At 55.2% G+C, this 25782-nt stretch carries 22 protein-coding genes and 1 riboswitch; of the genes, 16 read left to right on the top strand and 6 right to left on the bottom strand.

Annotated elements, in window-relative coordinates:
- Position 1: 1 nt before the first annotated feature.
- The 4 genes from OCH02_RS02130 (at position 2) to OCH02_RS02115 (ending at position 4120) form a co-directional block, all read left to right on the top strand.
- Positions 2-610: a response regulator transcription factor gene (locus OCH02_RS02130; protein ID WP_261429564.1), complete on the top strand. Its 609-nt coding sequence runs from the start codon at positions 2-4 to the stop codon at positions 608-610.
- 2 nt (positions 611-612) lie between these two features.
- Positions 613-3333, top strand: coding sequence for an ATP-binding protein (locus OCH02_RS02125; RefSeq protein ID WP_261429563.1), 2721 nt, complete (start codon positions 613-615; stop codon positions 3331-3333).
- A 111-nt stretch (positions 3334-3444) separates the two neighbouring features.
- Complete coding sequence (locus tag OCH02_RS02120; RefSeq protein WP_261429561.1) at positions 3445-3858, top strand: lysozyme inhibitor LprI family protein; 414 nt, start codon at positions 3445-3447, stop codon at positions 3856-3858.
- Between the two features lie 37 nt (positions 3859-3895).
- Positions 3896-4120, top strand: coding sequence for a hypothetical protein (locus tag OCH02_RS02115; RefSeq protein WP_261429560.1), 225 nt, complete (start codon positions 3896-3898; stop codon positions 4118-4120).
- 50 nt (positions 4121-4170) lie between these two features.
- On the opposite strand, the gene OCH02_RS02110 is transcribed toward OCH02_RS02115, so the two are convergent.
- On the bottom strand, positions 4171-4956 hold the full coding sequence (locus tag OCH02_RS02110; protein WP_261429559.1) for a DUF4105 domain-containing protein: 786 nt from the start codon (positions 4954-4956) through the stop codon (positions 4171-4173).
- A gap of 5 nt (positions 4957-4961) precedes the next feature.
- Positions 4962-6362 (bottom strand): HdeD family acid-resistance protein, encoded by a 1401-nt coding sequence (locus OCH02_RS02105; RefSeq protein ID WP_261429557.1) that lies wholly within the window; start codon positions 6360-6362, stop codon positions 4962-4964.
- Positions 6363-6865: 503 nt separating this feature from the next.
- On the opposite strand from OCH02_RS02105, the gene OCH02_RS02100 reads away from it, so the two are divergent.
- Together OCH02_RS02100 and OCH02_RS02095 are read left to right on the top strand one after the other, a co-directional pair.
- Entirely contained in the window at positions 6866-7258 is a 393-nt protein-coding gene (locus OCH02_RS02100) for a hypothetical protein (RefSeq protein ID WP_261429555.1), read from the top strand.
- Positions 7259-7516: 258 nt separating this feature from the next.
- On the top strand, positions 7517-10840 hold the full coding sequence (locus OCH02_RS02095; protein WP_261429554.1) for an autotransporter outer membrane beta-barrel domain-containing protein: 3324 nt from the start codon (positions 7517-7519) through the stop codon (positions 10838-10840).
- Positions 10841-11151: 311 nt separating this feature from the next.
- Here OCH02_RS02095 and OCH02_RS02090 read toward each other — a convergent pair whose 3' ends face one another.
- On the bottom strand, positions 11152-12192 hold the full coding sequence (locus tag OCH02_RS02090) for a LacI family DNA-binding transcriptional regulator (protein ID WP_261430780.1): 1041 nt from the start codon (positions 12190-12192) through the stop codon (positions 11152-11154).
- Positions 12193-12411: 219 nt separating this feature from the next.
- Between OCH02_RS02090 and OCH02_RS02085 the strand changes: the two genes are divergently transcribed.
- From OCH02_RS02085 to OCH02_RS02070, 4 genes are all read left to right on the top strand, one after another.
- Positions 12412-13440, top strand: a complete 1029-nt coding sequence (locus tag OCH02_RS02085) for an ABC transporter substrate-binding protein (RefSeq protein WP_261429553.1) — start codon at positions 12412-12414, stop codon at positions 13438-13440.
- 108 nt (positions 13441-13548) lie between these two features.
- Positions 13549-15774 carry an ABC transporter permease gene (locus tag OCH02_RS02080; protein ID WP_261429552.1) on the top strand — a complete coding sequence of 742 codons (2226 nt, stop codon included), beginning with the start codon at positions 13549-13551 and terminating at the stop codon, positions 15772-15774.
- Positions 15771-16832 (top strand): ABC transporter ATP-binding protein, encoded by a 1062-nt coding sequence (locus tag OCH02_RS02075; protein WP_261429551.1) that lies wholly within the window; start codon positions 15771-15773, stop codon positions 16830-16832. Before OCH02_RS02080 ends, OCH02_RS02075 begins: the two co-directional genes overlap by 4 nt.
- Before the next feature lie 24 nt (positions 16833-16856).
- Positions 16857-17645, top strand: coding sequence for an inositol monophosphatase family protein (locus OCH02_RS02070; protein WP_261429550.1), 789 nt, complete (start codon positions 16857-16859; stop codon positions 17643-17645).
- Between the two features lie 114 nt (positions 17646-17759).
- On the opposite strand, the gene gap is transcribed toward OCH02_RS02070, so the two are convergent.
- Positions 17760-18770 (bottom strand): type I glyceraldehyde-3-phosphate dehydrogenase, encoded by a 1011-nt coding sequence (gap, locus tag OCH02_RS02065; RefSeq protein WP_261429549.1) that lies wholly within the window; start codon positions 18768-18770, stop codon positions 17760-17762.
- Between the two features lie 78 nt (positions 18771-18848).
- On the bottom strand, positions 18849-19823 hold the full coding sequence (locus OCH02_RS02060) for a GlxA family transcriptional regulator (RefSeq protein ID WP_261429548.1): 975 nt from the start codon (positions 19821-19823) through the stop codon (positions 18849-18851).
- A gap of 150 nt (positions 19824-19973) precedes the next feature.
- Here OCH02_RS02060 and OCH02_RS02055 point away from each other — a divergent pair, with 150 nt between their 5' ends.
- Positions 19974-20522, top strand: a complete 549-nt coding sequence (locus OCH02_RS02055) for a type IV secretion protein Rhs (protein ID WP_261429547.1) — start codon at positions 19974-19976, stop codon at positions 20520-20522.
- 6 nt (positions 20523-20528) lie between these two features.
- Positions 20529-20924 (top strand): putative T6SS immunity periplasmic lipoprotein, encoded by a 396-nt coding sequence (locus OCH02_RS02050; RefSeq protein WP_261429545.1) that lies wholly within the window; start codon positions 20529-20531, stop codon positions 20922-20924.
- Between the two features lie 230 nt (positions 20925-21154).
- Here OCH02_RS02050 and OCH02_RS02045 read toward each other — a convergent pair whose 3' ends face one another.
- Complete coding sequence (locus OCH02_RS02045) at positions 21155-22177, bottom strand: LLM class flavin-dependent oxidoreductase (RefSeq protein ID WP_261429544.1); 1023 nt, start codon at positions 22175-22177, stop codon at positions 21155-21157.
- Positions 22178-22347: 170 nt separating this feature from the next.
- A riboswitch (TPP riboswitch) is annotated at positions 22348-22450 on the top strand.
- 62 nt (positions 22451-22512) lie between these two features.
- Here OCH02_RS02045 and tenA point away from each other — a divergent pair.
- The 4 genes from tenA to OCH02_RS02025 are packed head-to-tail and all read left to right on the top strand — an operon-like array spanning position 22513 to position 25661.
- Positions 22513-23193, top strand: coding sequence for a thiaminase II (gene tenA, locus OCH02_RS02040; RefSeq protein WP_261429543.1), 681 nt, complete (start codon positions 22513-22515; stop codon positions 23191-23193).
- The gene (locus OCH02_RS02035) at positions 23190-23945 is read left to right on the top strand and encodes an ABC transporter ATP-binding protein (protein ID WP_261429542.1); all 756 of its coding nucleotides are present in this window, start codon (positions 23190-23192) and stop codon (positions 23943-23945) included. The genes tenA and OCH02_RS02035 overlap by 4 nt, the downstream gene beginning before the upstream one ends.
- Positions 23942-24709, top strand: a complete 768-nt coding sequence (locus OCH02_RS02030) for an ABC transporter permease (protein WP_261429540.1) — start codon at positions 23942-23944, stop codon at positions 24707-24709. Before OCH02_RS02035 ends, OCH02_RS02030 begins: the two co-directional genes overlap by 4 nt.
- Before the next feature lie 16 nt (positions 24710-24725).
- A complete protein-coding gene (locus tag OCH02_RS02025; protein ID WP_261429539.1) occupies positions 24726-25661 on the top strand; it encodes an ABC transporter substrate-binding protein in 936 nt (311 codons plus the stop codon).
- Positions 25662-25782: the final 121 nt, after the last annotated feature.

Genomic DNA, 25782 nt, shown 5'->3' with positions numbered 1-25782 from the left:
TGTGCAAAAAACCGTGGTAATAGCCGATGATCACCCCGTATTCCTGATTGGTCTGCGAACCGTGGTGACCACGGCCTTTGGCGATAATTTTACGATCGTCGGTGAGGCGCAAACGGTGGACCAACTGCTGGCCTTACTGGCGGAAAAATTGCCAGATGTGCTGCTCACTGATTTTAATATGCCGGGTGAACAGCAGTCCGACGGACTGCGGCTGATTAGCACGCTACGTCGCAAATACCCGCAGTTGCCGATTGTCGTCATTACCGTGATGACCAATCCTGGGCTGGTCAACTCCATTCTGGCTACCGGCGTGTTAGCGGTGATCAATAAGCAGAGTCTGACCACTGAGCTGACCGCGTGTTTGAAAGCGTTACAGCAGGGACGCCGACCGCCGGGCAACGCCGTTTCATCGCCTCCCACAGTGGCGATGAGCCCACGCGAGTTAGAGGTCGTGCGCCTGTTGGCCCAGGGTCACAGCGTTAACCATATCGCCGCCATGCTCAGTCGAACCAAACAGACCATCAGCGCACAAAAGAAAAGCGCCATGTTAAAGATTGGCGTCAGCTCCGATGTCGATTTGTTCGCCTATTTGCGCGAAGCCGGGCTGTGAAGATGAGGCGGCCTTGGCTGGTACTGCTCGCCCTGCTGCCTGCGTGGGCCTGGGCAACCGGGGACATTCACGTCGGTCTGCTCGACGATCGTCCGCCCTACAGCGATTTTGACGCGAACCATCAACTGCAGGGTGCGGCGACAGATTTGCTGAGCGCCCTTGCGGCTCAAAATGGGTTGCACTTCACCACAGAGGCCGCATCCAGCCACAGTCAATTGGCGCAGATGTTGAACGATCAAAGTATCCAGGTAGCCTTGCCGCCGCCGCAAAGTTCACCGCCACCGCCGGGGATACTGGTTTCGCATCCGCTGTTGCAACAGCGCTGGGCGCTGGTGGTTCGCCAGGATCGATTGCCGTTGCAGCACGATGCGTCGCTGGATCTGCGTCATCAGCGGGTGCTGATATTACGTCATAGCCCGGCGCAGGCGGGATTACTGGCGGCTTACCCCGGCGTGGGGCTCGTTGAGGCGGCGTCATTGCATGAAGCGATCCGGCTACTGAATGCCGGCGCCGCGCAGGGCATTGTCTGCGATGCCACACAGGCGGCGCTGTTAGCCAGCAATCTTTACCCCGGCAGGCTGAGCGTGCGGCCACTGCCGGCGATCGTCAGCAACCAGCCACTGTGGCTGGCCCCCGGCCAGGACGCACTGTTGCAGCGTATTAATCACGCCATCGACGCCCTGCCGACAGGCGTTGCACAATCGATCAATGAACGCTGGCTGTTGAACTCAACGCTAAGTGGAATGCAACCGAGCGGCACCGCCGGCGATCGCTGGTTCAACCCGCTGACGGCGGTCAGCGCCGCGCTGTCGCTGTTCCTGATCGGTTTTCTGTCGACTGAAATTTTCCGCCGCCGCCGTGCCGAACGCGGATTGCGCGATGCGTTGAAATACTGGCAAACGCTGCTCAACAGTATCCCAACGCCACTGCTGGTGTGTGATCCGCTCGGTAACATCACCCATTGCAATCAGGCCTTGCTAAAGTCACTGACGCTAACGCAGCAGCAAGTTATTGGACATTCCCTCGAGCAATTTACCGCGCGAAATCCAATTATTCCCGCCATCAGTCAACAAGAGCGCATAGCAGCCATCGGCAATATGCAGCCGCAGTTTTCCGACCGTGCGATGGTGATACAGGGAGCGCAACGGGAAATCGCCCAATGGCTGGCGGCTTACAGTGACAGCCGTATGACGCCGCAAGGGCTGCTACTCGGTTGGTACGACATCAGCGAGCGCAAACGCCTGGCGCGCGATCTCGCCGATGCCTTGCAGCAGGCCACCAACGCCAGCCGCGAAAAAAGTCATTTCCTGGCGCGCATGAGTCATGAAATTCGCTCACCGATGAACGCCATCCTTGGCATTCTTGAGTTGGAAACCCAGCGCCCTGAAGCCGCCGGAACGTCACTGCCGATAGCCTATGCGGCCTCGCGCCAGTTGCTGCAAATTGTCGGGGATGTGTTGGATATTTCCAAGATTGAAGCCGGCGAAATGCACTTGCAGGTTCACCCCACAGAACTGTATTCCTTGCTGACGCAGGCGCTGGATACCTACGCCGCGCTGGCGGCGCAAAAAGCGCTGCGGCTGGACAGCGATATCGAAGCCGTCTGGCAGCATCAGTATTTGCTGGATGGCGCCAAGCTGACGCAAATTCTCAATAATTTGCTCAGCAACGCTATCAAATATACCGAACAGGGTTTTGTAGCATTGCAGGTCGGTGTACAGCCACAGGATCCTCATCAAGACAATCTTACGTTCAGTATCAGTGACAGCGGCATCGGTATCGCACCGCCCCTGCAACAGAAGATTTTGCAGCCCTATGCGCAGGTTGATGCCAACGCGCCGGCCAGTACGGGGCTCGGGCTGGCGATTTGTACCCAACTGGTGCAACTGATGGGCAGCGAGTTACGGATTGACTCCGCGCTGCAACAGGGTTCGCGGTTCTCTTTCACGCTAACGCTACCCCGTACCACCGCAGGCGATGAGGCGCAAGAGACGCTCACCGCCCCCCTCGTTGAACACGCGCTGCAGGTGCTGGTCGTGGATGATTTGCCCGCCAACCTGACGGTGATGAAACTTCAACTGGAAAAGCTCGGACATCAGGTCACCACCTGTGACAATGGTCGCCAGGCGCAGCAATGGCTGGAGCAAGCCACTTTCGATTTGGTGCTAACCGATTGTCAGATGCCGGTTTTCACCGGTTATCAACTGGCGCAATGGCAAAGAGAGCGAGAACAGGGCCACCGTCGATATCTGCCGATCGTCGGCTGTACCGCCAATGCGTTTAACGATGAGCAATACCGCTGTCTGGCGGCGGGTATGGACGCAGCGCTAATCAAACCGCTGACACAGCAGGATTTGCGCACCTTAGTGTCGGAGCAACAGGCCATTCGTGTGGACATGCGGGAAATCCAATTGATGGCCGCCGGGCAGCCGCAGGTCCTGACCACCTTGATTGACGAATTGCAACACAGCAGCGACGCTGACCGCCAACAACTGCTCGCCGCTACCGCACAACCGGACGTATTCGCCGCGGTGCTGCATCGGTTGAAAGGCAGCTTTGCGCTGGCAGGCTACCAAAGCGGGGTCAATCTGTGCCAACAGTTGGAACACCCCTCCCCTGCATCGGCAGAACCAACGGTGGCCCTGCTGCGTATGAATGCGCTCATTCTGCGTTTTATCGCTTTACTGGAACAACAGCGTGCGGCGGTAAACGCTGACGATTAAAATGCACGCTTCTCCCTTCATTAAGGAGCATCAGCTGATATCCCGTTGGCGTAACGCCAAAGGCTTTTCTATTATTAGATGAAAATTTCTCCAACTTAAGGATATTAAAATATGCGAATGCGTATTGTCGCCCTTCCTTTAATTTTCTCAGCCTTTTTTTCAACCAGCGCGCTGGCAGCGGATAAACCGGAAAGCAACTGTTTGCAGACAGCCCAAAATCAGGCTGAACTGAATGATTGTGCCGCTCAGACTTACAAAAATGCAGATGGAGAGATGAATAAAGCCTATAAAAAGGTCATGGACACGTTAAAAGTATCCCCTGAAAAAAGTAAGGCATTACTTCAGGCGCAGCGCGCCTGGCTAAAATTTAGAGATGCGGATTGTGCGTTTTTGAGTTCAAATTCTGCAGGCGGAAGTATTAACGCGATGAATAACACATTATGTTTGAGTGAGCGAACAACGGAACGCACAAACGCTCTGAATAAAATAAAAAAGTGCGATATGGGCGATCCTGAGTGTCAATAACTGGTATTTGGCTTGATGCCTTGAATAATGGAGAAAAATGATGCGAGCGGTATTACTTGCGGTTTCAATGGTACTTTTATCAGGCTGTGGGATCAGTGATGAGCTTGATGCGATAACCTTGGAAAACCATAAAAAAGTTTGTGATGGTTATGGTTTTACCAAAGGGACCGATGCCTATGCCAATTGCCTGATGCGGCAAGACGAACGTGAAGATGCGGATGAGCAAAAGATGATGGACAGAGAGGCCAAAAAGAAAAAATAACGGCAGGAATCATCCTGCCTTCAGTCTCACAAGCAGGGAAAGTGAGCGACTCAACTTTCCCTCTCAATACTCTCTCGAATCAAACGCGAAAAATCCTCATTGATCACGGCATTATCCGGTCTCTTGATGAGGCATCGTTTTTTCAACCGTTCAAAAGCCAGGCTATTATCCAATAAGCCAAGCTCATAGATGTATTTATCGGCGTAGCCACTGACCAAGACTTTCCAGCTATAGCGAATGTCGGCAGAAACCGCAGTAGCATGATGCAAAATATTGCTCGTGCAATTATTAAATATCGTGTGATAAAACTCGGGTTGGTGGCTCAGTTGATCGATACGTTGCAGATAGCTCAGAAAAATTGCCTGGGCCGTGTCTGGCGAAATCTGAAGGGGATAAAGATAAACCCGCTCTTTGCGAACATCGGTTCTGACGCCAATCAAGTCCCGTTCATCGGCAAGCACATAGGTCAACATGTAATGTTTAAAAAAGCCGCGCCAGGTCGAATACCGCTGGTCGCGGCTACGCCGCGTTTCTATCGAGACCGCCAAATGGCGACCGTCTTCGAAACCGAAGCTCAAAAACAGATGCGCAATAGCCTTGCCTGACCAGTAAGAGGAGACCACATCTACCGTTTTTAACTGGCTAATATCGATATCTGCATCGTACCAATCGGGCACATAGTCGTCGCGGGTAGGTTGATATCTGAAATTGCGAATATTGCGCAGTACAATTTTACCCTGCTCCCCCCATTCCACCTGCGGTAACCGGGCGTATTCCAGCACCCAGTCTTGCTCGTTGCTTGCCGTTGGTGAGGTCAACCACGATAACATGGCCATAATAGCTAGTTGCCTTTGTCATTTGAGGCTTCACTGCTAGCACCTGACGCTATCGTGCTCTGCGCTTTTTCATCGCGCCACTGTTTGCGCAAAGAAAACATTTTCTTTAGGGCACGGCGTATGGTGGCTATCCAGCCGGCCGGCCGGGGATCCGCCAACATGCTTAATGCCCGCGCGTAGTCGAGCGTCAGCCCTGGGGTCCAGGCCATCGTTTTTGCGCGCTTACGTATTTGTACCGCCACCCATAACTCCGGCGTCGTGAGAATTTTACTCAACGCCCTCCAGTGGCCACGCTGCCCCCATATCTTACCCACCACGCCCTCCAGTGCCGCTTCCAGCCCACGCGCCACACTGCTGGAGCAGTTACGATGCGTAAGGTTATAGGTATTGTCTGCCTGGTAGACCTCCCAGAACCGCTTTAAACGTTCAGCATCGTAGTTTCTGATCCGCACCTGCATGGTTGAAGGGCACCATTTTTCGGATTCAGTCACATAATCCGGTTGAAACTGCCCTTCGACATTATTATCTGCCGTTGCCCGCAGCAAGCGGGTAAATTGATCGGGCGACCGGTCAATATCGACTGCCGGATACAGGCTGATATAAACGCCCTCCGGAGATTCCAACGCAGCATGGCCGGTGGAAATCACCCCATTTTTATCCACCGCAGCAATATAACGATCAATGACAGGATGAGGCACTACTGCACTCTTCGAGGATCCTACAGGTGTCCAGACATGTATGGTCAGTGCCGGTTCATCGGCAGCCGGAGGGCCGTCCCATTCAGTGACCAACGGCGCCGTTTCTGCACTGCTGGCTTCCTCAGCGGCCGTATTGCCCAACACCGCGGGGTTGACCTCCAGCTTTTTGACGCGCATCGCCAGCATGACCATATTCCACCCGCCGAAGATCAACCCCAGACCTAAACAATAAGGGACGGTGCCGACATAATGGGTCGGATAGGGTTGAAAGAAGAAAATGGCTAACATGATTTCTATTACACCGCCGGCCACCACAAACTTCCAGTTTTTATAGCGTACAACCCCAGCGGTGACGATTTGCAATAACCCGTCGGTCAAAAACAAAATGCCAAAAATCATCGATAAAATAAAATGACCATAATGATGTCCGCTCAAAATCAATAACGCTGCCAGTGAAAATGCCCCTCCTTTTACGTAACGCAAGGTACGTTGCCCGCCGATGCCGGTATGCGCAACCATCAAGGTTGCCAGGCCTTCGACCAATAACAGGAAAGCAAAGGGATGCAAGGGGAAATAAATCGCGTTATCCAACGCATCGATGAAGATGATTAAGCCAGCCAACACACCTAACCAACCGGCAATCATCAACCCACGCCAGCGGTTACGTAAATAATCAACCCCCAGTAAAATCATTACCAACTGAACCATGCCTATCACCTCTACCCATAGTTTTAATTATAAGATAGCTGGCAACCCACCAGACGAGCCTTGGAGTAAACAACCTAAACAGCCCCCTTGAGATCCAAGGGTAAATGGAGGTTTTTAATTCCATTAAACCTAGCAGATGATTTATGAATGTGCTGTCGTAGGCGCTCACTTCAGATAAAACCGAGGATGGGATTGCATAACTCATTGAAAATTAATTACAAACAAAATTCAGGATTGAGCATTCAAATGCAGCACGCCTTTTTAAGGCCTCCGCTGGAAACGTCGGCCTGCAACTCAGTCCAGAATACGCTGCCGACGCCATTTCACCTTTGACACTTCGATAAATTTATCCAAGCACAGCCCCAGAAACGCAGGAAAAACCGGGTGCAGATACCACAAAAAAACATATTATTAATAAAAATCAATAAATTACAAAGCATGGGCTCAATTAATCATCATAATCTATAATCATATTCACCCTGCATTAAGCCAGAGACATTCAGATGAATAAAAGCGCATTAACATTAGCTCTGTCATTATTTTTCATGGCGAAAGCGGCAATACCCTCTCAAGATTGCGGGTCTTTAAAGAAAGACATCAATACCGACAATATGGGCTTCTACCAAGAGTTGGTACAAAAATCTCTTACCCAAAAAATAAAACCAAACACCGTAGAAGTCTCTCAGGTTTTGGCCGAAAGCGAATGGCTTGCCATTTTTGCCGCAACGGACATCTCCGATCCTGGCGTACTATTCTTTAAAAACAATAAATTTATCGATGTTTGGGGCGGTGATGTATCGCCAGAAGAAAAAAACAATGTATTAAAATGGACGCGTGACATTCATGTTCCCGACAAATTAGCGCAATGTTTTTTCGATTCCATTGTTATTCGATGAACACAAGCATACAACACCACCGCCAAAATAATAAAATCAAGCCAATTTTCATCTTCAGAATGATTGGTTGCACTTTTACAAGAAACCTTGAAATAATTTTCCCACTTACCTTTTACTTTCAATCAATTGCAAATATGGGGTATGGATATGATAAAAAAAATCAAACCATTGAGACTCGTGGTCAGTCCGCTATTGCTTTTACATCCGGCACCTTATGTTTTAGCAGCACCGGCGCCCATCAACATTCCCCTTGGGCATTTGGATGATCGTCTAACCATTAATGTGGGTGTGAATGGCGGCCCGGCGCAAAAATATATCTTTGATACGGGGTCAGATCAGTTCAATGCCGTCCTGGGAAAACAAGACACTTCGCATCTGCCTAACGTTAATCAGGCATACGACTATCTCTATGGCAACGATAGCTGGGGAGGGTATTGGTTACAGCGCAAGCACATAACAGACCTGACCTATTACACCGATGATGCCACCCCGGTACCGGTAGCGACGCCTGGCAGCAACAGTAAAGGCTACGTTATGGGTCAGGTTGAACATCTGTTGCTCGACCATCCACAGCAGCCGGGTCAACAGTCTTTTAAAACGATTGGAGGGAAAGAATACTATATTGATCTGGCTGCGGAAAAAAACATTACCTCGGGAAAACCGACCGAAGAAAAGCACTTCTACGGTACTTTTGGCGTAGGGGACTTTCTTTTTACGGATGCAAAAGGCAATCCCAACGGCGGTAGCCCCTTTAGCACCATCACGAAAACCGGTTTCATCGTCGCCGGTAATGACAATAACAATGAAAATGGGACCACGAACTCACCGGGTTGCGCGCCTTGTGCCATCCTCAATTTGACGCCCAGCCTGCGGGCACAGTTTGATACCCTGGTCCCCTGGGCACCGACGCGCAGTGAAGGCGATATCACCCATTTCCCCAACTCTGGCGCACCGGCGTCATCTCAATATGAAGGCCGCTTCAAATATTCCTTCACGCTCAATATCAATGGCCAGTCGAGCACCGTTGAGCTTCCCGCAGAGGCGCTGAGCGGCGCAATTTTATTCGATACCGGCAATGCTTCTCACGCAACGATAGACAGCAAAAAATTCGGCGACATCCTCGAAAAACATGGCGTGAAATTTGATACGGATGGGGAAAACAAAACGTCAGTGACCGCCCTGACGCTTCAGCCTGTCGACGCCAATGGACAGAAAGTCGGCAACGGGATCACTCTGCAGGGAGGCAGTGATGATCGCCTGATTATCGATCGCGACAGCAGTGACACAAAAACCTGGAACATCACGATGGGTATAGGTTTTTTCACTCAATATTCAGTGATGTATGATTTGCAAAATCAGCTCACGGCGTTTACGCCTTTCGTCGTCAATGCCGATAATTTTTCTACGGATGCCAACGGCGGCGGATTGCAGCTTAACCGCGTAACCCGGCAAATGGGAAATCTGATGAGTGCCCCGGCCGGCGATCCCTCAGGCGATCCGCATGGAGGAAAAGGTTATCTGGGGTTGGCGGGTGCCATCTCCGGCACCGGCGACTTAACGCTCATGCCAGATGTGGTGGTCAACATGACCGGCATGAACACCTATACCGGCGTAACCCGGGTGAATAAAGGTGCGGTGTTATACCTTACTGGCCCCGGCAGTCTCGCCCACTCTGCATCACTGGAAAATAACGGTTGGTTTGACATCACTGAACACGGTAATTTCAATCCGCTGTGGGGCGTTCCAGACAGCATGAACAACGCCACTCTGCGCAGCTTAAGCGGCAATGGTGTCGTCACGCTGGGTGACAGAACGCTGGTGTTGAGCCAGGCGAAGGATAATTTCTCGGGCCGTATCACGGACATTGACCTCAGTAATCCTGATGGAACGCACTATAAAGGCGGCCTGACCATTGCGGGCGGTAGCCAAACGCTCAGCGGGAATAATGACTACACCGGCCAGACGCGGATTGCCAAAGGCGCTGTGTTGCAACTGGCCAACACCGGCACATTAACCAGCGATGTCGCGGCTGACGGGCGCTTTATCGCCAACGGTAAAGCCGCCGGTGCTACTGTGGTGCGCGACGGCGGGCTGGTAGGCGGCAGTGGGCATATCGGCACGCTGACGGCCAATCAAGGGGGCTCTGTGGCGCCCGGCAATTCTATCGGTACCTTGACGATTGATAACGACCTGACGCTGGAGAATGGCTCCCGTTATCTGGCTGAAATTGAGGCTGGCCGCAGCGATTTGCTGCAGGTCAATGGTCAGGCGACACTGAACGGCGGCGAGATTGCCGTGGTGCCGCAAGCGGGGCAAAACCTGCTGGCTTCAACCTCCTCCGCCGGCAATATCCTGGCACAGCGTTATACCCTGCTTACTGCCGCACAAGGTATTACGGGGCAATTTGGCTCTGCCGACGCCGGGCTGTTTTTAACCCCCGACCTGGCCTATCAGCCCACTAGCCTCTCATTGGGCTTACACCGTAACGCCACCCGTTTTGCGGATGTCGCCGTCACGGCCAATCAACGTAACCTCGCGACGGCAGTTGAACGCTTACCGGCTGATAACCCCGTGTATCAAAGCTTGTTGATAGCCCCTTCTGCGGAACTGGCGCGGCAAGCCTATCGTCAATTGTCCGGGCAGATACACGCAGATATCGCCTCCGCGCTGGTGAATAACAGCCGTTATGTTCGGGATACGCTTAACGGCCGTTTGCGCCAGACTCAGGGCGCAGCGGACAGCAGCGACATCAAGCAAGACGAGGACGGCGCATGGGTCAGTTTGCTGGGCAACTGGGAGCATGCCAGCGGCAATGATAATGCCACGGGCTTCCATGACTCTACCTTTGGGGTATTGCTCGGTGCGGATAATGAGCTGGCCGATCGTTGGCGTCTGGGCTTGGCCACCGGTTACACCCGCACCTCCTTGCACGGAGACGGCGCTTCTGCCGACAGTGATAACTATCATTTGGCCGTCTATGCCGGCAAAACCTATGACAACCTGAATCTGCGCGCGGGTAGCGCCTATACCTGGCACCGGATTGAAACCTCCCGGGGTATCGGGTATTACGGCCAGTCCGATAACGCCAAGGCGCGCTATAACGCGGGAACAGGCCAAATCTTCGCAGAAGCGGGTTACCGTCTGGACAATACCTGGTTCAATCTGGAGCCGTTCGCCAACCTGGCGTGGGTGAATTACCGCAGTGATGATATGACGGAAAAGGGCGGTGCCGCCGCATTGAAAGCGGACAGCCAGAGCACCAGCGCAACATTATCCACCCTGGGTATGCGTGCGGACAAACGCTGGAGTACCGGTAAAGACAGCGCCGTTACCCTGCGTGGTGAACTGGGTTGGCAGCATCAGTACAACGCAACCGAGCGCGAAGTCGGCTTGCGCTTTGCCGGCACTGACGCCACCTTCAATACCGCCACGGTCGCAGCCTCACGCGACGGCATGGTGATGAAGGCGGGGGCTGAAATCAACGTCACAAAATCGGTTGCCGTCTCCCTCAACTACACCGGTTTGTTATCTCAGAATTATCAGGATAACGGTATGAATGCCGGCGTGGTATGGCATTTCTGAACATGTCCCTATGCGCACAAGGATGAAAACAGTCTCTCCGAGAGATGATTTAGACACAAAATCCTCTCTCGGGGAACAGAGTACTTTACTAAGCCTGAGGCCGTCATCAGACACAGAAAAACCTACCTGGACAACTGTTGTCAGTGGGGGCCGAGCCGTCCCTTTATGTTTAAGACTCGGTTGCGAACGGGCTGACCGATGCCACCAAAGACAAGCCCGAATGGCTAACGGGTTTGCGTCAGGAGGGGCTGCAAAGCCACCCACCCACCGGATCTGCCAACGCGCCATGCGCAATCTGAAATGAAGGAAACTCAGGCACCGCGAAGGGTGCCGCGCCAGACAAAATCGGCATGATACAGCCGGGTTTCTCCCGGCATCTCCTGCCCCAGCGCCGGCATCATGCTTTCTTCTTTCTTCTCTTCGGCCACCAGCCATTCAACCGAATCCTGAGCAAATAACGCCACCGGCTGGGTAAAAGTGGTGAGATGGTAAGAAGACCAGGCCGCCTGCGGAATATCGTCGTAGCCTGCGATACAAAGATCTTCAGGAATACGCAACCCAAAGCGATGGCGCGCCTCGTCCATAAAGCCACAGGCCAATAAATCCGTGACGCAAAACACCGCATCAGGCCGCTCGCGCCGGGTCAACAGACGGTGCGCCAGGATCTGACCGCTCTCATAGGAGGTGGTACCGAAGCGCTCGACGCTCACCGGTAACCCCGCCGCTTCCGCCGCCTGCAAAAAGCCCCGTTCACGCGCCATCAGGCTGGGCGTACCGGCCAAAGAGTTGGCAAAAGCAAGGCGCTGGCAGCCCGCACGGGCAAACGCCATCACCACCCTGCCCGCCGCGTCTTCGTTATCCAACCGGATGCTGAGTGAGCCGGGCAAGGTGTCATCGCGGTTAATCAGCACCAACCGCTGGCCGTGCCGGTGACACAGCCGGGCAATGGCACTGTCGGGCATGCCCGATAGCACAAAGGAGGCATCCGCCCGAAAGTTTATCGCCTGTTGCAGCGCCTGAGAGACGCTGTCATCTGAGCGATCGGTATTAATCAACATGGCGATTTTTCCCGCATCCTGCAAATGCTGGGTCAGCAAACGCACCAGGCTGGCCCGGTAAGGGGTCGCCAGTTCTGAGACGATCAGGCAAACAATGCCGCTGCGGTTACGTACCAATCCCCGAGCCAAATGGTTAACGTGGTATCCGAGTTCTTCAGCCGCCCGCATCACCTTCTCGCGGGTCGCCGCCGACACGCTGGCACCAGACGTATAAGTCCGCGAGACCGCCGATCGGGAAACCCCAGCCAATTCCGCCACGTCTTTCGCACTGATCATCGCCTTGTCCACCGCCATCTTCATATCCATCCATTTTCTGCTCTGCGAAAAGTTTGCCGCACTTTGCAAAGCTGTGCAAATTTTTATCGGTAAGAATGTTTCATTTTTGTGACGAGAAGGTTGAATTGTTTCATTGCACGATTGACAGCACAATTTTTATCCTCTAGTTATTTGCACACACGTGCAAAAAGAATAGGCGACAACGTATCGCCACCCTACACAACCAAGGAGAACACCATGCATCGCGTTACTCTGATAGCGGTCCTCGCCGCTGGCTCTGCACTCTCTGCTTCACCTGCTTTCGCCGCTGGGAAATTGAACATGATCTGCTCCGCCGATGTGGTGGTCTGCGAACAGATGACCAACCTGTTCGAGAAACAGCATCCGGATATCAAAGTCAGTATGGTGCGCCTCTCCGCCGGGGAAGCCTACGCACGAATTCGTACCGAAGCCCGTAACCCGCGCACCGATATTTGGTGGGCAGGCACTGGCGATCCGCATATGCAGGCCGCCGACGAGGGATTAACCCAGCCTTATAAGTCCCCGTTGCTTGATCAACAGCACGACTGGGCGCGTAAACAGGCGGAAAGCGCCGGCTACCGCACCGTAGGTGTTTATGCCGGGGCGCTGGGTTGGGGTTACAACACCAAACTGTTGGCAGAGAAAAAACTCAAGGTACCTGCCTGCTGGAGCGACCTGCTGGATCCGGCCTACAAAGGCGAGATCCAGATGGCTAACCCAAATTCGTCCGGCACTGCGTACAACACCCTCGCCACGCTGGTGCAGATCATGGGAGAAGAGCCGGCCTTCGACTATCTGAAAAAGCTCAACGCCAATATCTCACAGTACACCAAGTCCGGCTCGGCACCGGTGAAGGCAGCGGCACGCGGCGAAACCACCGTCGGTATCGTGTTTATGCATGATGCCGTCGCGATGCAGGTGGATGGCTTCCCGATCAAAGCGGTAGCCCCGTGCGAAGGCACAGGTTTTGAAATTGGTTCGATGTCGATAGTCAAAGGCGCACGCAACCTCAATGAGGCCAAGGTGTGGTACGACTGGGCGCTCAGCGCCGATGCACAATCGCACATGAAAGACGCCAAATCCTTCCAGTTGCCGTCAAATCGTAACGCGGCGATTTCCGAGTACGCGCCACGCTTTGAGAACATCAAACTGATCGATTACGACTTTAAAACCTACGGCGCGACGGAAAAACGCAAGGCACTGCTCAGCCGCTGGGATAAAGAGATCGGCGCCAGCGCCCAATAATTCACCTCCTTTTTCTGCCGTATGTGAAGCGCTCTGCAATAAACCGGGCGAGGAAATCCTCGTCCGTGCAACAGCGCAGTAACGGAAATTTGAACTCTCGAGGTTACGATGAATGCTCAAAACCGCCGCCTGGACGGGGCCCTCGTACTGGGCGCACTGGCCGTATTGTTACTGCCCTGGTACAGCCAGGAAGCCGGGTTCTTCGACTTTGGCTGGCTGAGTTCGCTGTGGCGGGATCAGGCCAGTGCGCCCGCGCTGTGGCAAATACTGACCTTTCAACGCCCCTGGCTGCTGATTGCCCTGCTGATGCTGCTGGTTTGCGCGCCGGCACGCCTGCTGCCGGTGAGTCGCCTGCGCTCGCAACTGTTGATGTGCGCCAGCGTCATCGGCATTGTATTCCTGCTGTTTGAAGGCCATGCCATCGGCTACAGCGGTTGGAACTGGCAGTGGAGCGAGCAGCTGTTTGGCACGCTCAGCGACGGCCAACCCGCCTTTGGCGCCGGCGCCGTTTTACTTGTCACCACCTTTCTAGTGCTGTTCTCTTTCGCGCTGGCCGAACGCGGCGTGCTGAAGGGGGATGCCTTTGTGGTGGCGGCGATCGTGCTGCTGGTCGCGCTGGTGACCACTTTCGTGCTCTACCCGGTTCTGAGCATGTTTGTCTCCTCGGTACAGGACGTGGACGGCTCGTTTAAACCCGACGGCCTGATCGCCAATATGCAGGATCCGGCCATCTGGAGCCTGGGTTGCCTGAAAGGCGGCAGTTGCGGTACCGCCTGGCGCACCCTGACCCTGGCGTTGATGACCGCCGGCGGTTCCACACTGCTCGGCCTGGCTTTTGCGTTGGCCGCAACCCGCACGCCACTGCCGTTTAAGAAAGGGCTGCGCCTGCTGACCGTACTGCCGATCATCACACCGCCGTTTGTGATTGGCCTGGCACTGATGCTGCTGTTTGGCCGCGCCGGCGTGGTTACCGAACTGCTCGCCAGCCTGTTTGGCATCGAGCCAGGCCGTTGGCTGTATGGCTTGACCGGCATCTGGATAGCGCAGGTGCTCTCCTTCACCCCGATAGCCTTTCTGGTGCTGATTGGCGTGGTCGAAGGGGTCAGCCCCTCGCTGGAAGAAGCCTCACAAACGCTGCGCGCCAACCGCTGGCGTACCTTCCGTTATGTTTCACTGCCGCTGATGGCCCCCGGTCTGGCCAATGCCTTCCTGATTAGCTTTATCGAAAGCATGGCGGACTTCGGTAATCCGATGGTGCTGGGGGGGAGCCACGGCGTGCTGTCGACCGAGATCTTCTTCTCGGTGGTGGGTGCGCAAAACGATCCAAGCCGCGCCGCCGTACTGGCGATCATCCTGCTGTGCTTTACCCTCAGCGCCTTTATTTTGCAGCGTCTGTGGCTGGCCGGGAAAAACTTCGCCACCGTCACCGGCAAAGGGGATTCCGGTACCCACTGCGGGCTGCCACGCGGCTTGCGCTATGGGGTGTATGCGTTGGTGATCCCCTGGGGGCTATTCACGCTGGTGGTCTACGGCATGATCCTGATCGGCGGTTTTGTGCAGTCCTGGGGGCTGGATAACAGCCTGACGCTGGGGCATTACGCCCGCGCCTTCGGTTTCCAGTGGAACAGTGGCCAGATAGTCTGGACCGGCGTCGCCTGGAACTCGTTCTGGACCACGCTGGAGATCGCCCTGATCGCCGCGCCGCTGACCGCCATTGTTGGCCTGCTCACCGCCTGGCTGATCGTGCGGCAGAAGTTTGCCGGTCGCCAGACCTTCGAGTTTATGCTGATGCTCAGCTTTGCCATTCCCGGCACGGTGATCGGCGTCAGTTACATCATGGCGTATAACCTGCCGCCGCTGGAGATCACCGGTACCGCACTGATCCTGGTGGCCTGTTTCGTGTTCCGTAATATGCCGGTCGGCGTGCGCGGTGGCATCGCCGCCATGAGCCAACTGGATCGCAGCCTGGATGAAGCCTCGCTGACGCTGCGCGCCAGCAGTTTCCGCACCCTGCGCAAAGTGATCCTGCCGCTGCTGAAACCCGCCATCAGCGCTGCACTGGTTTATGCCTTTGTGCGGGCAATTACCTCGATCAGCGCGGTGATCTTCCTGGTCAGCGCCCAGTACAACATGGCCACCTCCTACATCGTCGGGCTGGTCGAAAATGGGGAATACGGCGTAGCTATCGCCTACTCCTCGGTGCTTATCGTGGTGATGCTGGCGGTGATCCTCAGCTTCCAGTTGCTGGTGGGCGAACGTCGCCTGCGCCGCGCAATAACTGCTACCCCGCCGGTGACGCCACCCGCGGCCTTACATCAGGAGAATGCCCTATGACTGCCATTCGTTCCGGTTCGGTGGTGTTTGAGAATGTCACCAAACAGTTTGCCGACTTCACCGCCCTGCCCGGCCTTTCACTCACCGTCGAACCCGGCACGCTGGTGACGCTGCTCGGCCCTTCGGGCTGCGGCAAAACCACCACCCTGCGGCTGCTGGCCGGCCTGGAACACCCCACTTCAGGGCGTATTCTGATCGGCGGTAAAGACGTCACGCATCTGCCGGCCAATGAGCGCGACGTCGCCATGGTGTTCCAGTCTTACGCGCTGTTCCCGCACATGAGTGCGCTGGACAACGTGATGTACGGCCTGCTCGCCAGCGGCCTGTCGCGTAAAGAAGCGCAGGATCGGGCACGTGAGGGGTTGAAACTGGTCGGCCTGGAAAACATGGGTCAACGTCTGCCCGCCGAACTCTCTGGTGGCCAGCAGCAGCGCATTGCCGTGTCGCGTGCGCTGGTTTTGGAACCCCAGGTGCTGCTGCTCGACGAGCCCCTGTCCAATCTTGACGAACGGCTGCGCCGCCGGGTGCGCACCGAGATCCGCGACTTGCAGCAGCGCCTCGGCTTTACTGCGGTATACGTCACTCACGATCAGGAAGAGGCTTTGGCAGTCTCCGATAAGATTATCGTCATGAAAGAAGGGCATATTGCTCAGCAGGGTGCGCCACAGGAGCTCTATCACTCGCCGGCGTCGGTGTTTATCGCCGACTTTATGGGCGAGGCCAACATTCTGCCTTGTGACATTGAGCAGGTAGATAACGGCGAGGCGCTGATCACCCTCGGCAGCCGGCAGTATCGGGTGCCGGGCGCTAAAGCCCGCCCCGGTGCCGCACAGCTTTCGGTACGGCCGCAGTTTATTACCCTGCAGCCAGAGCAGACCGGGGCATTGAATGGCGAAGTGACCCACAGCGCCTGGCTGGGCGACCATATCGAATATGAAGTGAAGACCGACCTCGGCGCGCTGTTTATTGTCGATGTGCAGATGGAACGCCAGCTGACGCCGACCACCCGCGTGGCCATTGATTTCAAATCTCAGGGGCTGGCGCTGATTGCCCAGTGAGCCTCAAAACCTTAAGGAGCTAAAATGAATGAGCTGATTTCACAACGCCTGACGCTGGCCGAGCAGGCGGCGCGAGCGGCCGGCGACAAAGCGCTGGACTATTTCAACCGCCGCGAAAGCCTGGTGATTGAAACCAAACGCGATGCGCAGGACGTGGTATCGATAGCCGACCGCGAAGTTGAACTGCTGATCCGCGAGAAAATCGCCCAGCAGTTCCCGAACGACGGTTTTTTGGGGGAGGAATTTGGCCTGCAGCCGGGTGACTCTGGCTACACCTGGGTGGTAGATCCGATCGACGGCACCAGCCCTTTCGTTAACGGTATGCCGAACTGGTGTGTGTCGATTGCGGTTATTCATCAGGGTGAGCCGGTGATCGGGGTGATCGTCGCCCCTTGTCAGCAAGAGTGCTTTGTTGCGGCACGCGGTGCAGGTGCCACGCTTAATGGCAAACCGCTGCGGGTGGATCCACAGCGCACCATGCAAAACCACGTTACCGGATTTGGCGCTAACAGCTATGTCACGCCCGAGCGCGTTGGCGAAATAGCCGCCGCGATCGTCGCCGTGGGCGGCAATTTCTTCCGTAACGGTTCTGGTGCCATGATGCTGGCCTGGGTCGCCGCAGGAAGACTGGTCGGTTATTACGAACCTTATATGCACGCATGGGATTGTCTGGCGGGTTACTGCCTGGTCAATGAAGCCGGTGGCTGGACCCATCCGTTTAATACCGCCGGGGAACATCTGCTGCGCGGCGGACCGGTGCTGGCAGTCGCGCCAGGGGCCAAACAAGATTTAATGCAGATCGCGCAACTGTAATTCAGACTGCTAGCAAATCTGTTTAAGGGCTAAACCAGTAGGGGTCGAACATGTTCGACCCGATTTAACCCATTGATTATGCTATAGGGCGCAGCATGCAGCGCCCCTACTCTTCTACAAACCGCGTTTTTCCATCAGAACCGCCAGATCCACCAGCCGGTTAGAGAACCCCCACTCGTTGTCGTACCAGGCGAGGATCTTGACCAAATTACCACCAATCACCAGCGTGGAAAGCCCATCAATCACCGACGAACGCGGGTCGCCTCTATAATCGCTGGACACCAAAGGCGCATCGCTGTAACCCAGAATATCCTTGAGAGGACCGGATTCGGCGGCCTGGCGGAAAGCCGCGTTGATCTCTTCGGTCGTCACTTCACGTTTCAGCGTCACCGTTAAGTCCACGATAGACACTACCGGTACCGGCACCCGCAGCGAGTAACCGGTCAGGCGACCGTCCAGTTCAGGGATCACCTTGCCGAGCGCTTTAGCGGCGCCGCTGGAATAAGGCACAATCGACTCCGCTGCGGCACGGGCACCGCGCAGGTCTTTTTCCGGCTGGTCATGCAATGCCTGGCTGTTGGTGTAGGCATGGGTGGTATTCATCAGGCCGTATTCAATACCGAAAGCCTGGTGCAATACCTGAGCGGCAGGGGCCAGGCCGTTAGTGGTACAGCTGCCGTTGCTGACCACAAAATGTTTGGCCGGATCGTATTGCTGATGGTTAACCCCCAGCACCACCGTAATGTCATCGTCCTTGCCCGGTGCCGAGATAATGACTCGCTTGGCGCCGCCTTTGGTGATGTGCACTTCGGCCTTGGCTTTGTCGGTGAAGAAGCCCGTCGCCTCAATCACCACCTCAACACCCACGCTGCTCCATGGGATGGCAGCCGGATCTCTTTCGGAGAAAACATGAATCGGCCGACCATCGAGCAACAACTGGTTCTCACCGGCTTCGACACTGGCTGCCAGAGTGCCCGACAGCGAATCGTATTTCAGCAGATGCGCCAGGGTTTTGCTGTCGGTCAAATCATTGATTGCCACCACTTGAAAGTCGCTGCGACCCAATGCAGCACGCAACACGTTCCTGCCGATCCTGCCGAATCCATTAATGCCTACTTTGACCATGATCTACTCCTTCATTATTGGCTCTGTCACCAATCTAAACCGAGGGAGATGTGTCGTAAATGACGTTTATAGATCAATTTAGGCCAACATGCGGGAATGAAAACGCTCGCGATACTCGGTAGGTGAAAGTTGCAAATGCCGCTCAAAAACGCGCCGCAGATTGAGGCCATTGCCAAACCCGCAGCTGATGGCGATTTGCTCAATACCTTCAGCACTCTGCTCCAGGCGTTGCCGGGCAAGATATAAACGCCCTTCTTCGACAAATTTGGCGGGGGAGATCCCGGTCTCTCGCGTGAACACCCGGGTAAAATTACGCGGACTCATGGCGACCCGTTCCGCCAACTGCTCAACGGAAAGGTCCGCTGCCAGATTCTCCAGGATCCACGACTGAAGATCGCGGATTGGACCCGGCGTTTTAGCCTGATTTAAAGGATAACGGCTGAACTGCGCCTGTCCGCCAGGCCGACGCAGGAACATCACCAGATCTTGCGCCACTTCGCGTGCCTGCACAAAACCATAGTCATCTTCCACCAGCGCCAGGGTGAGATCGAAACCGGAACTGACCCCGCCGGAAGTCCAGACGCAACCATCCTGCACGTACAACGGCCCATTTTCGACCTGCACTTTTGGGAAACGAGCCTGCAAGGTTTCCAGCAATCGCCAATGGGTGGTCGCCCGGCGTCCATCCAGCAAACCGGCTTCGGCCAGCAGCAACGCCCCGCCGCAAACCGACGCAATACGCCGCGCCTGGGGTGCGGCACGCCGTAGCCAGTCGACAACATAGGCACTTTCTGCTTCGGTCGCCCCTTTTCCGGTCACGATGATGGTGTCGCGTTCCTGCTCAGGGTCGAGATCCGAAAGACGATGATCGGCCAACAGATTCAAGCCGGACGACCCATGCACCACCCGGTGAGATTGGGTGGTGACGATCGACATCCGGTAGAGTGGAGCGTCGTTGGGCCTCAAGCGGTTGGCTTGCATCAGGATGTCGGCGATGCCTGCCGACTCAAATAACATGCCCCCTTCGGGGACGATAATCAGAAAGTTGTGCATGGCCTTAAAATACAAAATGATCAAAATAAGTCAATAGCGCTCTTTTATATCATTCCCATACTTGCCTTTCGATAGCGTGATCTGCGAATTGGACTGCACAAAAAACAACCTATACAATCCAGCTTTACTATTAACAAAAGGATTTTGTTGATGCCAGATAACACTATGCAGGTAAAAGAAGGAACATTACGTCTGATGACCCAAGGTGAGATAGCTATGGCTCATCGAGTGTACGGAGATTCGATTGTATATAGTCGAGTCTGGGTACATTGTGATAGTTACCTCCCTTTCAAGCTTCAAAAGCCAAACTTCGCAATGAGCCCGAATGGTGAAATATGGTTCAGAAAAGAAGGATACGCACCTGATTTCTCATCCCTGACTGTCAACGTTGAAAGTAAATATGTATTTATCCATGAACTTGGCCATGTTTGGCAGCACCAAAGCGGGCAATGGGTTAGGCTGCGGGGTTCATTGAGCTGGGCGGCTAATTATACATACCGACTGGATAAAGAGAGGTTGGTAGATTATTCTCTTGAACAGCAAGCATCTATACTTGCAGACTACTGGTTGCTATTGACCTACGGAATTGAGACATGGCGATTTTATCAGCATCCAAACAGGTTGGGAAAATATCGCGGTATAAATGACATGCGGGACATTCCATCTCTTTACAAAAAAACAATTACACGTCATAGATAAATATTTATGAAAAAAATCATAGTATTCATAATCACATTACTTTTGACTGGTTGCCCCGCACATCAAGACCCAATGGTCGTTGAGCATCCTGCACAAGTAACCATAAAAGGTAGTGACATTTGCATTTCAACGGCACAAAATGACTGGAAATATATCACATCGGTGCAACTCTATAGTGAATCAGGGCAACGTTTTTTTAAGACATTTGCTGATCCAGTGACGAGACCCATTGCTGTAAAAGGAGAATGCCTCCCTATATTCGGATTTAAATTCGAACCTGAAAACACCTACACTGTGTATTATAGCCTTGAAAAGAGTGATACTAATAGCGAGCGAACTTTCGCTACACGTTTTTCTCTATCACAGGATGAAAACAACAGGCTAAAAATCAACAAAAAATAAAGAAATGGCTATCACTCTTCACGTCAGTGATAGCCATTTTGTCTATTTCAATGAAAAATGTTCAACAGTGATATTATGGAGCTCCCCCTGATAGCAGGAGATATCGGTGAAGTCGGAACCCACCAGATAAGTTTTATTTAAACGCTCCCGTTTCAGGATCCCTAAACAGACTTTTGCTGTGTATCATTTATCATCGACATTTTCCTGGCCTCGCGTCATCTTGCGTTCTCTCAGCGCCAGTCCAGCGCCGGTGCAATATGTTTCAGGATCGACTCAATCACATGGGCGTTATACTCAACGCCCAACTGGTTCGGCACGGTCAACAGCAAGGTGTCCGCTTCGGCAATGGCTTCGTCCTGCGCCAGCTGTTTGATCAACAGCTCCGGCTCGGCGGCATAGCTGCGGCCGAATATCGCCCGAGTCTGATCGCCGATATAGCCCACCTGATCGCCTTCCTGCCCGCTATTGCCAAAATAGTTGCGGTCCCGCTGATCCATCAGCGCAAAGATGCTGCGGCTGACCGATACCCGTGGCTCTCGTTTATGCCCTGCCAGCTTCCAGGCCTCGCGGTAAGCGCGGATCTGTTTGGCCTGCTGCACGTGGAACGGCTCGCCGGTCTCGTCGTTTTTCAGCGTCGAGCTTTGCAGGTTCATCCCCAGCTTCGCGGCCCACACTGCCGTGGCGTCAGAGCTGGCCCCCCACCAGATGCGATCCCGCAGGCCGGCGGAGAAGGGTTCAACGCGCAGCAGGCCGGGAGGATTAGGGAACATTGGCTGCGGGTTAGGTTCGGCGAAACCTTCGCCACGCAGTGCGTCCAGCAGCACTTCGGTGTGGCGGCGGGCCATATCGGCTTCGGTTTCGCCGTCGGCAGGCGTGTAACCAAAGTAACGCCAGCCATCAATCACCTGCTCGGGAGAACCGCGGCTGATGCCAAGCTGCAGGCGTCCGCCTGAAATCAGGTCGGCGGCTCCGGCGTCTTCAACCATATACAGCGGGTTTTCATAACGCATGTCGATCACGCCGGTACCGATTTCAATGCGCTGGGTTTTGGCACCGATGGCGGCCAACAGCGGAAATGGCGAGCCAAGTTGGCGCGCGAAGTGGTGTACGCGGAAATAGGCCCCGTCCGCCCCCAGCTCTTCTGCCGCGACGGCAAGATCGATGGATTGCAACAGTGCATCGCCAGCCGAGCGGGTGCCGGACTGTGACGAAGGCGTCCAGTGGCCAAAAGAGAGAAATCCAATCTTCTTCATGGGTTGTGTCCTTAGGTTCAATCATGACCGGATTACAGTGACAAACATGCCCTCTATCAGGCCAGAAAAATTGTCTTCGACCGCACTAAACGAACCGTTTTTGGCAGAGAAAATCCTCCAGGCTTCCCCCCGTCCAAGCATTGTAATCAAAAAGTAAATATCGTATAACAGGCTCCTCCGAGGGGTGTCCTGTAATGGGCTGAGATGGCGCAAGCCGAACCCTTTGAACCTGATCTGGGTCATGCCAGCGAAGGGACGGGTCGGCAATAACGCTATCGGTCATTGCCTGTTCATACCTCAGCGCGCCCGGATCTCCACTCACTTTTGGAGGTCCCATGTTTACTCCCCAATTCAACGACGGTCTCTACGGACAACTGCGCCTGCGCGCCGGTAGCCACTGGCAGGACTATGTCGCTCATCCCTTTATTCAACAACTGGCCGCCGGTACGCTGCCCGAACCTGCTTTTCGCCGCTATCTGACCCAGGACTATCTGTTCCTGATCCACTTTGCCCGCGCCTACGCCCTGCTGGTCAGCAAACTGCGCACCCTGCCGGAGATGCGTACGGCCACCGCCTCGCTCAATGCGATTGTGGCCGAGCTGCCTTTGCATCTGGCCTATTGCGCCGACTGGGGCCTCAGCGAGCCGCAGATTGCCGCCGAGCCAGAAGCAGCAGAAACCCTCAATTACACCCGCTATGTGCTCGATATCGGCCACGCCGGAGATGCTCTCGACCTGCTGGCGGCGCTGTTGCCCTGCGTGGCCGGCTATGCCGAGATTGGCCTGCGGCTGCTGGGCGACCCTGCCACGGTAATGGAGGGCAATCCTTATGCCTCGTGGATCCGCAACTATGGCGATCCGGGCTACCTGACCGGGGTGCAGGCCGCTATCAGTCTGCTGGAAAACGTCGGCCGCCAGCGTGGTGCAGAAAGCCGCCTGGGCGAACTGTCTGAGATTTTCACCACCGCCACCCGGCTGGAATCCGCCTTCTGGCAAATGGGGCTGAATGCCCAATGAGTATAGGCAACGCTCAGCACCATGGCATGCGGCCGGGTATTCAGGTGCGGGATTTAACCCTGCGCTTTGGCCAACGGGTGATTCTCGACCGGCTTAGTTTCGATATCGCAGGCGGCAGTTTTGTCGCCCTGCTTGGTGCCAGCGGTGCGGGCAAAACCAGCCTGTTGAAGATTATTGCCGGGCTGGCAAAACCCACATCCGGTTCGGTCATCGGCAGCGATGGCCTGCCGATTGCCGGGCGCATCGCTTATATGGGGCAAAAGGATTTGCTCTATCCGTGGCTGACCATTGACCAGAACATCAGCCTCGGCGCGCGGCTGCGCGGTGAGAAGGTCGATCGGCCCTGGGCCGAGCATCTGCGGGAACGCGTGGGGCTGGGCGGTTATGGCAATGCCTTGCCTGCTGCGCTGTCCGGTGGCATGCGTCAGCGCGCCGCCATCGCCCGTACCCTGTATGAACGCCAGCCGATTGTGCTGATGGATGAGCCTTTCTCGGCGCTGGACACCATCACCCGCGCCATGATCCAGCAACTGGCCGCGGAACTGCTGGCGCAGCACACCGTGTTGCTGATTACTCATGACCCGATGGAGGCTTGCCGCCTTAGTCATCGCCTGCTGGTGCTTTCCCGCTATCCCGCCGGTATTGACGATAGCCACGTTATCGAAGGTTTGCCGCCGCGCGCACCGGACGATCCTCAACTGCTGAAAAGCCAGAGCGAGCTGTTGTTGCAACTGGTGAGGGCCGCCGGATGAAACCACAGATTGAAAGCCGTCTGTCGCGGACGCGCCGCAGCCTGACGGTGTTTGCCGGCCTGCTATTGCTGTGGGGACTGGTCACTCTGGGTGATATTCCGGCTTTTCTGCTGCCCTCGCCCTCTGCGGTAGCACAAGCGCTGTGGAACGACCGGGCTTACCTCGGTTACCACACGCTGATCACCGCCGCTGAAATTGCCTGCGGCCTGCTGGCCGGGGTGTTGCTCGGCACCCTACTGGCGCTGTGCATGATTTATTCCCCGCGGCTGCAACGCTGGCTCATGCCGCTGGTGCTGACCAGTCAGGCAATCCCGGTGTTTGCACTGGCCCCGCTGTTGGTGCTGTGGTTCGGTTTTGGCATGAGCGCCAAGGTGGTGATGGCGGTGTTGGTGATCTTCTTCCCGATCACCTCCGCTTTCTTCGACGGACTGCGCCGGGTCAATAACGATTATCTCGATCTGGCCCGCACCCTGCGCGCCTCACCCTGGGCCCAACTGCGGCACGTACGACTGATGGCGGCACTGCCGGCCTTTGGTTCCGGGCTGCGCATGGCCGCCGCCGTCGCCCCGATCGGCGCGATCATCGGTGAATGGGTCGGCTCGGCGGAAGGCCTGGGTTACGTGATGCTTAACGCCAACGCGCGCATGCAGACCGACGTCTGTTTTGCCGCGCTGTTTATTCTGGTGCTGATGACCGTCCTGCTTTGGGTGACGGTGGACGCGCTGCTGCTGCGCCTGATCGACTGGGCGCCGGAAAATGACTGATAACAAGGGATCCACAATGATTAAAAACACCCTCTGCGGACTGATGCTCAGCGCCACGCTGGCCGGGCAAGCCACCGCCGCAGAAAAACTGACGCTGGTGCTCGACTGGTATATCAACCCCGATCACGCGCCGATTATGGTGGCCGAGCAGATAGGCGCCTTCAAGGCCGAAGGCCTGGACGTCAAGATTGTGCCGCCTTCCGATCCGGCGCTACCACCACGGTTGGTGGCGGCAAAACAGGCCGATCTGGCCATCACCTATCAGCCGCAGCTGCATTTCTTTGCCGATCAGGGCCTGCCGCTGATGCGCGTGGGTACCCTGATTAATTCACCGCTCAATACCGTGATCACGCTGGATAAAAGCATCACCACCCCGGCGGGGCTGAAGGACAAAAAAATCGGTTACTCGGTCAGCGGCATCGAACAGGCCACGCTGGCAACCATGTTCAAGCATGAACACCTCAACCCTGACGACGGTAAGTTGATTAACGTTAATTTCCAACTGACCAGCGCCCTGCTGGCAGGTCAGGTTGATGCGGTGATTGGCGGCTATCGTAATATCGAGGCGCTGGAGCTAAAGCTGCAGGGCAAGGATCCGGTGGTGTTTAACGTGGAAGACTACGGCGTTCCGGCCTACGACGAACTGATTATCGTCGCCAATCGCGACGCGGTAGGCGAGCCGAAAATCAAAAAATTCCTCACGGCGCTGAAAAAAGGCAACGATTACCTGCAAGCCCACCCACAGGAAAGCTGGCTGGCGTTCGCCAAGGCCCACCCGGAACTGAATACCGAGTTGAACAAACAGGCCTGGCAGGCCAGTCTGCCGCTGTTCGCCCGTGACCCGGCCAGGCTGGATAAGCCACGCTATCAGGCCTATGAACAGTTCCTGTTCGACAATAAGCTGATCAAGAAAATCACCCCGGTAGAGCAGTATGCGGTGGAGCTGAATTAAGGGCGCGCGTTGGCCTGTTCCCCTCACCCAGCCCTCTTCCCCAAGGAAAGGGTCAGGGTGAGGGGTAACAGACGTGATTAGTGTCACAGTAATGTCACAAAAAAACGCCAATCACACTCTG

Origin of the sequence: Serratia quinivorans, assembly GCF_946227985.1 — a bacterium.
Classification (GTDB): domain Bacteria; phylum Pseudomonadota; class Gammaproteobacteria; order Enterobacterales; family Enterobacteriaceae; genus Serratia; species Serratia quinivorans_A.
Note: the sequence above shows the minus strand (reverse complement) of the source record. Positions and strands in the feature narration are given on the sequence as shown.